General features: G+C 65.1%; 13 protein-coding genes and 1 riboswitch. Of the genes, 8 read left to right on the top strand and 5 right to left on the bottom strand.

Going from position 1 to position 12,718, the window contains the following annotated elements; genetic code table 11:
• Positions 1-3 precede the first annotated feature (3 nt).
• Complete coding sequence (locus ACYQR9_RS13940; protein ID WP_461226735.1) at positions 4-915, top strand: LolA family protein; 912 nt, start codon at positions 4-6, stop codon at positions 913-915.
• An 86-nt stretch (positions 916-1,001) separates the two neighbouring features.
• Here the strand turns inward: ACYQR9_RS13940 and ACYQR9_RS13935 are convergent, their stop codons facing one another.
• The gene (locus ACYQR9_RS13935) at positions 1,002-2,351 is read right to left on the bottom strand and encodes an IS4 family transposase (RefSeq protein ID WP_461226733.1); all 1,350 of its coding nucleotides are present in this window, start codon (positions 2,349-2,351) and stop codon (positions 1,002-1,004) included.
• Between the two features lie 209 nt (positions 2,352-2,560).
• Positions 2,561-3,301, bottom strand: a complete 741-nt coding sequence (locus ACYQR9_RS13930) for a lysophospholipid acyltransferase family protein (RefSeq protein ID WP_461226731.1) — start codon at positions 3,299-3,301, stop codon at positions 2,561-2,563.
• Positions 3,302-3,440: 139 nt separating this feature from the next.
• Here ACYQR9_RS13930 and ACYQR9_RS13925 point away from each other — a divergent pair, with 139 nt between their 5' ends.
• On the top strand, positions 3,441-4,250 hold the full coding sequence (locus ACYQR9_RS13925; protein WP_461226729.1) for an exodeoxyribonuclease III: 810 nt from the start codon (positions 3,441-3,443) through the stop codon (positions 4,248-4,250).
• 307 nt (positions 4,251-4,557) lie between these two features.
• A riboswitch (SAM-I-IV-variant riboswitch) is annotated at positions 4,558-4,669 on the top strand.
• 50 nt (positions 4,670-4,719) lie between these two features.
• Positions 4,720-5,769, top strand: coding sequence for a threonine aldolase family protein (locus tag ACYQR9_RS13920; protein ID WP_461226727.1), 1,050 nt, complete (start codon positions 4,720-4,722; stop codon positions 5,767-5,769).
• 48 nt (positions 5,770-5,817) lie between these two features.
• On the opposite strand, the gene ACYQR9_RS13915 is transcribed toward ACYQR9_RS13920, so the two are convergent.
• Complete coding sequence (locus ACYQR9_RS13915) at positions 5,818-6,117, bottom strand: hypothetical protein (protein ID WP_461226726.1); 300 nt, start codon at positions 6,115-6,117, stop codon at positions 5,818-5,820.
• 437 nt (positions 6,118-6,554) lie between these two features.
• Between ACYQR9_RS13915 and rpsO the strand changes: the two genes are divergently transcribed.
• From rpsO to ACYQR9_RS13900, 3 genes are all read left to right on the top strand, one after another.
• Positions 6,555-6,824 carry a 30S ribosomal protein S15 gene (rpsO, locus tag ACYQR9_RS13910; protein ID WP_018044126.1) on the top strand — a complete coding sequence of 90 codons (270 nt, stop codon included), beginning with the start codon at positions 6,555-6,557 and terminating at the stop codon, positions 6,822-6,824.
• 214 nt (positions 6,825-7,038) lie between these two features.
• Positions 7,039-9,210, top strand: a complete 2,172-nt coding sequence (pnp, locus tag ACYQR9_RS13905) for a polyribonucleotide nucleotidyltransferase (RefSeq protein ID WP_018044127.1) — start codon at positions 7,039-7,041, stop codon at positions 9,208-9,210.
• A gap of 166 nt (positions 9,211-9,376) precedes the next feature.
• Complete coding sequence (locus tag ACYQR9_RS13900; protein ID WP_461226723.1) at positions 9,377-9,598, top strand: YgaP family membrane protein; 222 nt, start codon at positions 9,377-9,379, stop codon at positions 9,596-9,598.
• Positions 9,599-9,697: 99 nt separating this feature from the next.
• Here ACYQR9_RS13900 and ACYQR9_RS13895 read toward each other — a convergent pair whose 3' ends face one another.
• Entirely contained in the window at positions 9,698-9,961 is a 264-nt protein-coding gene (locus ACYQR9_RS13895; protein ID WP_056427555.1) for a GlsB/YeaQ/YmgE family stress response membrane protein, read from the bottom strand.
• Positions 9,962-10,180: 219 nt separating this feature from the next.
• Between ACYQR9_RS13895 and ACYQR9_RS13890 the strand changes: the two genes are divergently transcribed.
• A complete protein-coding gene (locus ACYQR9_RS13890) occupies positions 10,181-10,543 on the top strand; it encodes a RidA family protein (RefSeq protein ID WP_311275455.1) in 363 nt (120 codons plus the stop codon).
• A 34-nt stretch (positions 10,544-10,577) separates the two neighbouring features.
• Positions 10,578-11,711: a polyamine ABC transporter substrate-binding protein gene (locus ACYQR9_RS13885; protein ID WP_461226721.1), complete on the top strand. Its 1,134-nt coding sequence runs from the start codon at positions 10,578-10,580 to the stop codon at positions 11,709-11,711.
• Positions 11,712-11,732: 21 nt separating this feature from the next.
• Here the strand turns inward: ACYQR9_RS13885 and ACYQR9_RS13880 are convergent, their stop codons facing one another.
• Positions 11,733-12,716, bottom strand: a complete 984-nt coding sequence (locus ACYQR9_RS13880; RefSeq protein WP_461226719.1) for a DarT ssDNA thymidine ADP-ribosyltransferase family protein — start codon at positions 12,714-12,716, stop codon at positions 11,733-11,735.
• Positions 12,717-12,718 lie beyond the last annotated feature (2 nt).

Below are 12,718 nucleotides of genomic sequence, written 5' to 3'. Positions count from 1 at the left end.
AGGATGACCGGCCGACGCCACCTTCTCGCCGCCGGCTCGCTCCTCGTGCTGGCGGCCAGCCTCCAACCCGCGCCGGCCACGGCGCAAGTCTCGTCCTTCCTCGACGGCCTGTTCGGCCGCAAGGAGCAGCCCGCGCCGGCCCCCGCTCCCGAGCCGGAAGCGCCCCCGGCCGCTCCCACCGCGCCGAAGAAGCCGGCGGCCCAGGCGCCCAAACCCGCCAAGGACGCCAAGGCGGGGGCGGACAAGGCCGCCTCCGGCACGAAACCCGCCGCGAAGGCCGCGCCCTCGGACGCGCCCGCCAAGGTCGCCGCCGTCGGCGCCCCCACCGCCGCGTCGTCCATGCTGGATGCCGAGCCCGGTGCCGTGCTCGCCCAGGCCAATGCCTATTTCAACGGAATGACCACGCTCAGCGGCAACTTCGTCCAGATCGCCGCCGATGGGCGCCGCATCGGGGGCAAGCTGACGCTGGCCAAGCCCGGCCGCCTGCGTTTCGACTACGACCAGCCCTCCCCCATGGAGGTGGTGGCCGACGGCACGTCGGTGGCGGTGAAGGACCGCAAGCTGAAGACCCAGGACCTCTACTTCATCTCGCAGACGCCGCTGAAATTCCTGCTGCGCGACAAGATCGACCTCGCCCGCGACCTCACCGTGTCGGACATCGCCAACGATCCGGGCGGCATCCGCATCTCGCTGGAGGACCGTGCGACACTGGGCGGTACCTCGAAGATCCAGCTGTTTTTCGACTCCGAAGTGAAGACGCTCAGCCAGTGGCGGATCACCGATCCGCAAGGCTACCAGACCACGGTCCAGCTCTCGAACCTGCAGAAGGGCAAGGCCATCGACGGCAGCCAGTTCTTCATCAATTACGGGCGCAGCGAGGACAAGGCGATGGAGAAGCAGATCAAGGCGCAGTGATCGCGAGCGCCTCCCTTCTCCCCTGTGGCTCCTGGATTCATACATCTGCTCTTGCGGAGCCGAGCGCGTCCCTCTCCCCCTTGTGGCTACGGGCTACACAGGTTTTGCTCTGTGTGATCGATGAGGGCTCCGGTCAGGGCGGCGGTGAAGCTTGCCCAGCCGCGTGCGATGATCTTGGGTCCTGGCGGCTTGCCGTAGCAGTTCCAGCCTCCGAAGCGGGCCACGATCCAACTCAGCCAGGCCAGGGACCCGGCCCGGTGAGGGTTGCGCTGGCGCGCCGTCGCCCGCTCCCGGCTCTGTCCCAGGGCCGCCACTACCGGGCGCGTGCTCGCGTCGAGCACGTCGCTCATCGGCCGCATTCCGCCATCGCGGGCGTCCACCAGCTGCAGGATCCGCACCGCCGCCCCCAGCGCCAGCACACTGAGCCGGAACAGTTTCGAGGGCACCCGCATCTGCGTCGCCTCCAGTTGCAGGCCGTCGTTCTTGAGGGCGCGGAACACCTCTTCGATGCGCCAGCGCAGACGGTAGAGGCGCACCACCTCCGCGGCCTGCGCCACCGTCTCCACCGGCAGCGTCGTCAGCAGATGCCAACACAGTCCGCCCGCGGCGGGCCCCCCGACCTCGTCCACCCGCACCAGCCCCAACGTCAGAGCGGCCGGCGCTCCGGGCCCGGCACTGCGGGGGCGCGGCAGGCCCACCCGGCCCGCGCGCAGCGTCACCTGTGCCGTGCGCGCCGCCCGGCCGGGCGTGGCCGGGATGGGCACGGCCTCCCGCGCCAGCACCGGCCAGTCCTGCGACACCGCCAGCATCCGTCCGTCCTCGACCAGCACCCGGTCGTGGCGCGCCCGCACCAGCAGGGCGCTGCCCGGCACCGCCCGCCCGGCGTGATCGGCAAAGTGCTCGTAGAGATCCGCCTCCTGATCGGCCACCGAGACCACCTGCTCGGCCACCCCCGCCAGCGCCGTGTCCGCCGCCTGCGTCCCGACCAGCCAGCGCCGGCTCTCCTTCTCGCTCACGCCCCGGTTCCAGCGCAGCGCTACCGGCGCCGCCCCGCGCGTCCAGACCTGCGCATCGACCGGATGCAGGAAGAAGCCCGGATGCCGGCCATCGCCGCCCGGCCCCAGACCGTGCCGCCCGCCTGCCTCGCCAAAGCTCACCGCCGTCGTGTCCTGCACCGCCACCACACGCCGTCCCCGGCATGCCGCCACCGCCCGCTCGCGCAGGGCCGACAGGACCGTGGGAACGCTGCTCTGAGGCGAGGCCAGGTAGCGGTGTGCCGCGGCCGTGCCGGCATGATCGCCCCCCACCACGCTCAGCACCACACTCCCGGTCTCCACGATCCGCTCGAACAACCACGACCCCCGCGCCTGCGTCAGCGCGTTCCCGCCTCCGAAACCCGACATGCGCTCCTCCTCATCCAGGGGAAAAAGCGACAACGCTCAAAAGGACGCTCAGGCAAAACCTGTGTAGCCCGTAGCCCTTGTGGGGAGAGGTTAGGAGTGGGGGTGGCTCCGCCAGCCTCCGAAGGATCAGGGTCGCCCCACCACCCCCACCTCCAACTCCTCCCCAAAAGGGGGAGAAGGGCGGCGCATCTCGCTGAAAAGCGTGGATCTGATAAGTCCGCAGAGGGGAAGGCTTTTTTCGATTACGACGCTTGAAGGCTCATTTCCGGGCTGCCGCTCCGCCAACGGTTCAGCTCGGCATCGATCGCGTCTTGCGTGCCCCGCATGAACTCTCCGCCCGAGAGGCCCGGCTTCAGGGTTTCCAGGTAGCTCACCACCACCGTCCCGGGGATGTGGCGCGAGCCGCCATGCGGCCAGTACAGGCCCGAATTCACCGCCACCGGCAGGACGGGCAGACCGAGCTTGGCATAGAGCAGCTCGACCCCGCGCTTGAACTGCACCGGCGCGTCGATGGTGCTCCGGGTGCCTTCCGGGAACATCAGGATGGAGCGGCCTTCCGCGATGGCGAGGCGGCTCTCGTCGATCATCGTGCGCAGGGCCTGGGTGCCGTTGGCCCTGTCGATGATGATCATCGGCGAGCGGCGCAGGAACCAGCCCACGATGGGGATCGCCACGAGTTCGCGCTTGGCCACGATGGCGACGTTCGGGATCAGGATGAGAAAGGCCAGGGTCTCCCAGGCCGATTGGTGGTTGGCCACGATCAGGCACGGCTCGGAGGGGATGCGTGCGCGCCCCTCCTCCACATAGGTCAGGCCGACGATGTGACGCAGGCCGAACAGGATGCCGCGCGACCACAGCCGCGTCGCCGCACGGATTGGCCGTGTCGGGCAACCGAGGATCGCGAGCACCACGAGGGGCAGCGCGAAACAAGCGGTCCAGGCGGCCCAGTAGATGTTGAAAAGCGCAGAGTGGGTGCGCGACACGACGGGCGATCCTTCCAGTATCTGCGACGGCGCATCCCTCTCGACGATGGAACGCGGCAATTGTGCGGCGACGGGCGGGCCGATCCGGTCTATCGAAGCGGCCGGTCCCGATCCTTATGACATATGTGAGCTAGACCCGTTGCGCCTCTCCGTCACCACCTGGAACATCAATTCGGTGCGGCTGCGCATCGATCTCGTCCTTCGGTTTCTCGCCGAGGTGAAGCCCGATGTGCTCTGCCTGCAGGAGACGAAATGCCCGGACGATGCCTTTCCCCTCAAGGCCTTGCGCGGCTCGGGCTACGAGAACGTCGTGTTCGCCGGCCAGAAGGGCTATAACGGCGTCGCCATCCTGTCGCGCTTTCCTCTGCTCACCCGCGACGTCATGGCCTTCTGCGGGAAGCCGGATGCCCGCCACATCTCCGCCGTGCTCGGGCCGGAGGCGGGCGCTGCCGCCGGCTTCGTGATTCATGACTTCTACGTTCCGGCCGGCGGCGACATTCCGGATGCCGGCCTCAACCCGAAATTCGCCCACAAGCTCGATTTCCTCCGCGACCTGCGTGAATGGGGCGGGCGGCGCATGGCCGGCCCGGCGATTCTGGTGGGCGACCTCAACGTGGCGCCGCTCGAGCACGACGTGTGGTCGCACAAGCAGCTTCTCTCCGTCGTCAGCCACACGCCGGTAGAAACGGAAGCGCTGGAGCTCCTGCGTGGTGAGGCCGGCTGGATCGATACCGCCCGCGTCCTGACGCCTGAGCCGGAGAAGATCTACACGTGGTGGAGCTACCGCTCGCCCGACTGGTCCGCCGCCAACAAGGGGCGTCGCCTCGACCATGTCTGGGTCTCGCCGGATCTCGACGGCACCGCCCGCGCGGTGGACGTCTTCCGCGAGGCACGCGGTTGGGAGCGTCCCTCCGACCATGTCCCGGTCACGCTGACGCTGGAGCTCTGACGGGCCGTCGCATCCCATCTGTGAAGCCGGCCAAGGAACGCAACGCCGGGCCGATCATTGCTCTCCAGACAGGCGGCTCCGGATGGAGCCGTATCTTCTTCCCTTTCCGGAGTGTCGCGCATGCGCAAGCTGATCCTCGCCTTCCTTCTCCCCAAAGTCGTCTCCTACCTCCGTCGCCGCTATTCCGGTCGCTCGGGTCGCCCGACGGCCTGAAGGTAGTTCCCCGCCCGTCCTTCGAGTGTCGGAGGACGGGCGGCAACCATCACTCTCGTCGCGTTGCGGCTGGCCCCGCGCGCTGTTAAGCTTCCCTTTGCATCAAGAGTCGCGGCGACGCCCGACGCCAACCTGCTGATCCGAGCAAGGTGGAGCCCTCATCGACTGGAGGGGATGTGGCCGAACCGGCAACGAAACGGGTTTCGCCACGCGTCGCTTCGGCTTTCCTGCGGGACCGACGGAAGGCGAAGCGACGATGAAGACCGAACCCCAGCAATTCGCCAGCGACAATTACGCCGGCATCTGCCCCGAGGCCTGGGCCGCCACCGAAGCGGCCAATGGCGGTTCGGTGCCCGCCTATGGCGAGGATGCCTGGACGAAGCGGGCATCGGACGCGTTTCGCGACCTGTTCGACAAGCCGGATGCGGAGGTGTTCTTCGCCTTCAACGGTACCGCCGCGAACTCCCTGGCGCTGGCCTCCCTGTGCCAATCCTACCATAGCGTCATCTGCTCGGCCTCGGCCCATGTGGAGACCGACGAGTGCGGCGCGCCGGAGTTCTTTTCCAACGGCTCGAAACTGCTGGTGGCGGCGAGCGCCGACGGCAAGCTTACCCCCGCCCTCATCCGCGGGCTCGCCTCCGGCCGCTCGGACATCCACTTCCCCAAGCCCCGGGTCGTGACGATCACACAGCCAACCGAGATAGGGCAGGTGTATTCGCTCGACGAGATTCGGGCGATCTCCGCTGCCTGCCGTGAGCTTGGTCTGCGCCTCCATATGGACGGCGCACGCTTCGCCAATGCTTGCGCCAGCCTCGGCTGCGAGCCCGCGGAGATGACCTGGAGGGCCGGCGTCGATCTGCTCTGCTTCGGTGGCACCAAGAACGGAATGGCGGCAGGCGAGGCGATCCTGTTCTTCGATCCTACCCTCGCCGAGGATTTCGGCTATCGCTGCAAGCAGGCGGGTCAGCTCGCCTCGAAGATGCGCTTCCTCACCGCCCCTTGGGTCGGAATGCTGGAAGGCGGCGCCTGGCTCCGCAACGCGGCCCATGCCAATGCCTGCGCGCAACGCCTCGCCGCTTCGGTGGCGGAATGCCCCGGCTTCACCGCCATGTTCCCGGTGGAGGCCAATGCGGTGTTCCTGAAGGCCTCCCCCGCGCGGCTGGAGGCTTTGCGGAAGAGGGGGTGGGGTTTCTACACGTTTATCGGCGGAGGCGCCCGGTTCATGTTCGCCTGGGATTCCGATCCGGATCGGATCGACGCCCTGGTTCGGGACATCCGCGGCGTGAGCGAGGCGCTGACGGCCTGATTCGTCAGGCGCTTCCATCGAGCCACCCGAGGAAGCAGTTGGAAAGTCTCAGTCGGGCTTTGTTGGCGTGGGCATCGCCGCCGTGAATTCCTTGACTGCAGCCTGGGTCTGTAGCGCCACCAGATTCTTCATATCCACCGGAACGACGCACCAGACGATGGCGGCGATGAATAAAACTGCTGCGATCGTGTACGAAAACGTTTCAAACACACCCAGCCATCCGAGTAATAGGGGGACGAGGCTAAGAATCAGGGAGACGAATGCTGAATTGAACAAGTAATAGCTTGCGCCGAATGTTAGTGCCGCGAAGGCTATTGGCTTCAGGATTTTTACCGCGATTCTATCCATTGTGTTTCCGGCGACATGGTAAATTGTTAGGCGACAGGGGATCGCCGACTAGCCCCAACCATATGAATGTTCTGGTGGTCCATGACAACGATTGAATTAAGCGCCGACTGTAACGCTGCGATGAAAGAGATGTCGGCAGATCGGCCGGCACTGTGCTGAATCAAGGCGTTGGCGCGGGTGCCGGGCCGGCATAACAGTTTGGGGAATTCTGTTCCCCGGCCCGGCAACGGCCCGCCGGGGTGCCGCGGGGGGTGGCACGCGACCCGGATTCGTGTATGTGTCTCGGTGCCTCGACCCGGAAACGGGCACGGGGCCAAACCTGCTTGTGAACGCGACCGTGCTGGACGACATCCCGGCACAGGCCCCGTCCCAGGCTGAGGCGGTCCCTCCCGAGGAGGACCGTCTCGACCCGAAAACCCGTATCGAAAGGGAATGCGATGTCGATTTCGGCCGAGCGCAAGACTGCGCTCATCAAGGAATACGCGACCGGCGGCAAGGACACCGGTTCTCCGGAGGTCCAGGTGGCGATCCTCACCGAGCGGATCACCAACCTCACCGGCCACTTCAAGACCCACGGCAAGGACAACCATTCCCGCCGCGGCCTCCTGAAGATGGTCTCGCAGCGCCGCTCGCTGCTCGACTATGTCAAGCGCAAGGACGAGGCTCGCTACCGCAGCCTCATCGAGCGTCTCGGCATCCGCCGCTAAGGCGATTTTCGCGGTCCCGAGCCTGGCTCAGGGCCGCGTTTCATTGACGTCCCGCGCTGCCGGAATGGGTCTGGCCGCGCGACCATCGGGCCGCTTCGAGGCGCACTCGTCGGGGACAGGATCGCCAGGAGTTCTTCGCCGGTCCGGCGCGGAACTCCTCGCCGTCTTGCCCCTGGCGGCGCCGGGCACGCCCGACCGCAGGAAGGCATGACATATGTTCGACGTACAACGTGAAGAGCTGATCTGGGGCGACCGCAAGCTCGTCCTCGAGACGGGCAAGGTCGCCCGCCAGGCCGACGGCGCCGTGATGGCGACGTATGGCGAGACCTCGGTGCTGGCCACCGTCGTGTCGGGCAAGGAGCCCAAGGCCGGAATCGACTTCCTGCCGCTCACCGTGAACTACCAGGAGCGCGCCTACGCCGCCGGCCGCATCCCCGGCGGATACTTCAAGCGCGAAGGCCGTCCCTCCGAGAAGGAGACCCTGGTCTCCCGCCTCATCGACCGCCCGATCCGTCCGCTCTTCGTCGAAGGCTGGCGCAACGACACCCAGGTCGTCGTCACCGTCCTGACCCACGATCTCGAAAACGATCCCGACATCCTCGCCATGGTGGCGGCCTCCGCAGCCCTCACCCTGTCGGGCGTGCCCTTCACCGGCCCGATCGGCGCGGCCCGCGTCGGCTACGTCAACGGCCAGTACATCCTGAACCCGCCGGTTCCCGAGCTCGAGAACTCGACCCTCGATCTCGTCGTCGCCGGCACGCAGGACGCCGTGCTGATGGTGGAATCCGAGGCCAAGGAGCTCGATGAAGAGACCATGCTCGGCGCCGTGATGTTCGGCCACAAGCATTTCCAGCCGGTCATCGATGCGATCATCCGCCTCGCCGAGAAGGCCGCCAAGGAGCCCCGCAACTTCTCAGCGCCCGAGAACGGCGACGTGGAGAAGGCCGTGCTCGACGTCTGTGAAGCGGAACTCCGCGACGCCTACAAGAACACCGTGAAGCAGGAGCGCTACGCCGCCGTCGACGCCGTGAAGGCGAAGGTGATGGCCGCGCTCTGCCCCGCCGAGGGCGAGGCCAAGTTCCCGGCCGAGAAGGTCAAGGCCGCGTTCAAGGAAGCGCAGTCCAAGGTCGTCCGCTGGAACATCCTCGACACCGGCTCCCGCATCGATGGACGCGACGTCCGCACCGTGCGCCCGATCGTGTCCCAGGTCGGCGTGCTGCCGCGCGCCCATGGTTCGTCGCTCTTTACCCGCGGCGAGACCCAGGCCCTCGTGGTCGCCACCCTCGGCACCGGCGAGGACGAGCAGTTCATCGACGCGCTGGAAGGCACCTACAAGGAGACCTTCCTGCTGCACTACAACTTCCCTCCCTACTCGGTGGGCGAGACCGGCCGCATGGGCTCCCCGGGCCGTCGCGAGATCGGCCACGGCAAGCTCGCCTGGCGCGCCGTGCACCCCGTCCTGCCGCCGGCCCACGAGTTCCCGTACACGATCCGCGTCGTGTCCGAGATCACCGAGTCCAACGGCTCCTCCTCGATGGCCTCCGTCTGCGGCGCGTCGCTGTCGCTGATGGATGCCGGCGTGCCCCTGCGCCGTCCGGTGGCCGGCATCGCCATGGGCCTCATCCTCGAGGGTGAGCGCTACGCCGTGCTGTCCGACATCCTCGGCGACGAGGATCACCTCGGCGACATGGACTTCAAGGTGGCGGGCACGGAAGCCGGCATCACCTCGCTGCAGATGGACATCAAGATCGCCGGCATCACCGAGGAGATCATGAAGGTCGCCCTGCATCAGGCGCAGGAAGGCCGCGTCCACATCCTCGGCGAGATGGCCAAGGCCCTCACCGATGCCCGTCCCGAGCTCGGCGAATACGCGCCCCGCATCGAGACCATGCAGATCCCCACCGACAAGATCCGGGAAGTGATCGGCACCGGCGGCAAGGTGATCCGCGAGATCGTCGAGAAGACCGGCGCCAAGATCAACATCGACGACACCGGCACGGTGAAGATCGCCTCCAGCGACGGCAAGGCCATCAAGGCCGCCTATAACTGGATCCGGTCGATCGTGGCGGAAGCCGAAGTCGGCATGATCTACGACGGCACCGTCGTGAAGTGCATGGAGTTCGGCGCCTTCGTGAACTTCTTCGGCGCCAAGGACGGCCTCGTCCACATCTCGGAACTCGCTGCCCAGCGCGTCGCCAAGGTGACGGACGTCGTCAAGGACGGCCAGAAGGTCAAGGTGAAGTTCCTCGGCGCGGACGATCGCGGCAAGATCCGCCTCTCCATGAAGGTCGTCGACCAGGAGACCGGCGAGGACCTCACCGAGAAGCTGAAGGCCGAGCGCAACGCCGAGCAGGACCGCGCCCGCGGACCCCGCCAGGACGCGTAAGCCGTCTCAGCCCCGAGGGTTGATCGAGAATGAGAAGCGCGGCTCCGCAAGGGGCCGCGCTTTTCGTTTGGGGCCAGGATGCGTCAACGCCCCGATCCGATCGTCAGGAACACCCATCCTCCCGCCGCGTTCGCCCCGCGACGCAACACGAGGAGTATGTGCGACCATGGCCGATCCGATGATTCCGAGCATCTTCGAAGGCGAGACCAACCTGTCGACCACCGAGCGGGCCGTGTCCGTCGTTCTGGGCCTCGGCATCGCCGCCGCCGCCGCCCAGCCCCGCCCGAACAAGTGGCTCAGCCTGGCGGCCCTGGTGGTCGGCGCCGGCCTCGCCATCCGGGGTGCCACCGGCCACTGCCCGGCCAAGTCCACCGGCTACCTTTCCTGAACCGGACCACGAAAAAGGGGCGCTCCGATGGGGCGCCCCTTTTGTCTGTCCGATGAAACGCGAGAGGCGCGGACCCGAGGCCCGCGCCGTGACGTCCGTTCAGAGGGTGGTGGTGCGGCGGCTGGCGATGAAGCCGTAGATCGCGAGCACGACGATGGCGCCGACCACGGCTCCGATGAAGCCCGCGCCCTGGTTCGGACCGTACCAGCCGAGCGCCTGACCGAGGAAGGTGGCGACGAAGGCGCCGATGATGCCCAGGATGGTGGTGAGGATGAACCCTGCAGGCTCCTTGTCGCCCGGCATGATGAACTTGGCGACGACACCGGCCAGGAAGCCGATGATGATGGTCCAGATGATATCCATGAGCTGATCCTCGAAACGCGGTGGCCGGGATTGTCCCGCCCGGACTTGACCGTTTGTGCTCATGCAACGCCGCATCGCGGGATGGGTTGCGCCGCGGGACGGCGATTGTGTCGCATTCTCGACCTTGGCCGCCGCCCTCCCCTTTACGCGGATGCGTGGCGCGCGGCACAACGCTTGCCCCGACGACGCGCCTGCGCGGCGCCCCATGAAGAGCGATCCATGACCACCATCACCCGTTTCGAATCCGGCGCCCGCATGAGCCAGGCCGTCACCTATGGCGAGATGGTCTACCTCGCGGGCCAAGTGGCGGGGACGACGGTGGGGGCCGGCGTGACCGCGCAGACGCAGGAAGTGCTCACCGAGATCGACCGGCTGCTGGCGCTCGCCGGCAGCGACAAGACCCGGCTCATCTCCGCCACGATCTACCTGGCCGACATGGCGACCTTCGCCGAGATGAACGCGGCCTGGGATGCCTGGGTCTCGAAGGAGAACCCGCCCACCCGCGCCACCGTGGAAGCCAAGCTCGCGGGGCCGGAATACCTCGTGGAGATCGTCGTCGTCGCGGCCAAGCTCCCCGCCTGATCCCGACCCGGTCCCGAGACAAGAGAGCCCGCCGATGCGTCGTATCGTGTTCGCCGTCCTGATGATCGCGCTGGCGCTCAGCCTTCTCGGGTCCCTGTTCCTCGCCTTCGCCCTCCTCAATTCGGCGGGGGCGAAGGCGCAGGAGCGCGTGGTCAACATCTACAACTGGTCGGATTACATCGATCCGAAATCCCTGGAGGCCTTCACCAAGGAGACCGGGATCAAGGTCGTCTACGACACCTACGATAACAACGAGATCCTGGAGACGAAGCTGCTCGCCGGCCAGTCCGGCTACGATCTCGTGGTGCCCACCGGCCCGTTCCTGCAGCGGCTCATCAAGGCCGGCGTGTTCCGGCCCCTCGATAAGGCCAAGATCCCGAACCTGAAACACGCCTGGCCCGAGATCGCCCAGCGCCTCGCGGTCTACGACCCCGGCAACACCTACGCCGTCGATTACATGTGGGGCACCACCGGTATCGGCGTGAATCTCGGCCCCGTGCGCGAGCGCCTCGGCCCCAACCAGCCGCTCAACACCTGGACCCTGGTGCTCAACCCCACCCTGATGGCCAAGCTCAAGGATTGCGGGGTGATGATGCTCGATAGCCCCGAGGACTTGATCCCCAGCATGCTGCCGGCCTACGGCCTCAAGCCCGACACCAAGCGCTGGGACGACATCTCCCAGGTCACCGACGCGCTGTTCAAGGTGCGCGGCTCGGTGCGAAAGTTCCACTCCTCGGAATACATCAACGGCCTCGCCAACGGCGATCTCTGCCTCGCGGTCGGCTATTCCGGCGACGTGATGCAGGCCAAGAAGCGCGCCGAGGAATCGAAGAACGGCGTCGAGATCGCCTATTTCATCCCGAAGGAAGGCGCGCTGATGTGGTTCGATGCCTTCGCCATCCCGAAGGACGCGCCCCACCCCGAGGAGGCCCACCGCTTCATCGACTACATGATGCGTCCCGATGTGGCGGCGGCCAACACCAACTTCGTCTCTTACGCCAACGGCAACCTCGCCGCGAAACCCCTGGTGAAGCCGGAGATCCTCACCAATCCCGGCATCTACCCGGACGACGCGACGATGCAGCGGCTGTTCACCAACCAAGCCTGGGATGACCGGACGCAAAGGTTCGTGACGCGGAATTGGACGCGGGTGCGTACGGGGCGGTGAGCGTTCTTTGGGGCAACGATCCTAGAAGGGGTCACCTGCAACTGTCATCATTCCGCTAAAGGCTATGCAACCCTCTAGCTTGACCTCGGCATAGTACTGGCCCGCTTTTAGAGGATGCTTGATAATCCATAGCCTTGAGTTGGGTGGAAATGGATGTAGTTCTTTCGGTCCAAAATTAATAATTGAGTGATTATCGCTATCAAAGAGTTTTACTTCAGTAAGTATCGTTTTTCCATCTAGTCTTGGGTTTAATCTCCAGACAATTCCATCCGGTTGAGCGTTGATCTGCTCCACATAAGCATATTTTTTCTCGAAAACACGAATGTCGTCAGAAACACGTATCTTATTCTCATAATGTTTAAACGCGGGCCCTAGCATACCCAAGAGCATCTGACGCTCTGGTTGAGAGCGACAGAATATCCATTGTAGATTGTTATCTAATGGGAGCGGAGATCGTACTAATACCTCAGCACATCTGCAATGTGTTATACTTCTTTCTCCATTAGTTGGCCCTTCATGATATACTTTAAAGAAATCGATTGTTTTGAAAAAATCTACACCGGAGCCATATTGTGTAGAATGGCTTTGCATATTTCCTTGCGAGAATGCTATGTCGGGCTTTCCTAATACGGTTCTCGCATCGAAAACGAGCATCACTAGAACTGAGGCATGCGCATTTGGTTCGTTGTTCCAATATTCGCTTGGCTTACGGATGCCCTCGATGTGGAACTGGGTAGGGGTCTTCGGGCGAAAATAAAGGCGTGAATATGAATGGGCATCTGTTCTTGTGCGAATGACTTCTTGACCCGCGATATCATGACGGCGAATACCCTCCGAATCATTACGAGATAACAGGCAATTGAGCTTCAGGATCTCAACTGCATTGTTGATCGGTGCATGATGGAAGAGCCTGCTAGGCCACGAGCATCTATATGAATACAGGCCGCCTGTAAGTCGTTGCTCCCAATGAGCAATGTGCTCGTTTATGACGGAAGCATCTAGCATTC

It is taken from the genome of Methylobacterium sp. CM6241, from assembly GCF_054817845.1.
This window is presented reverse-complemented; position numbering and strand designations above follow the sequence as displayed.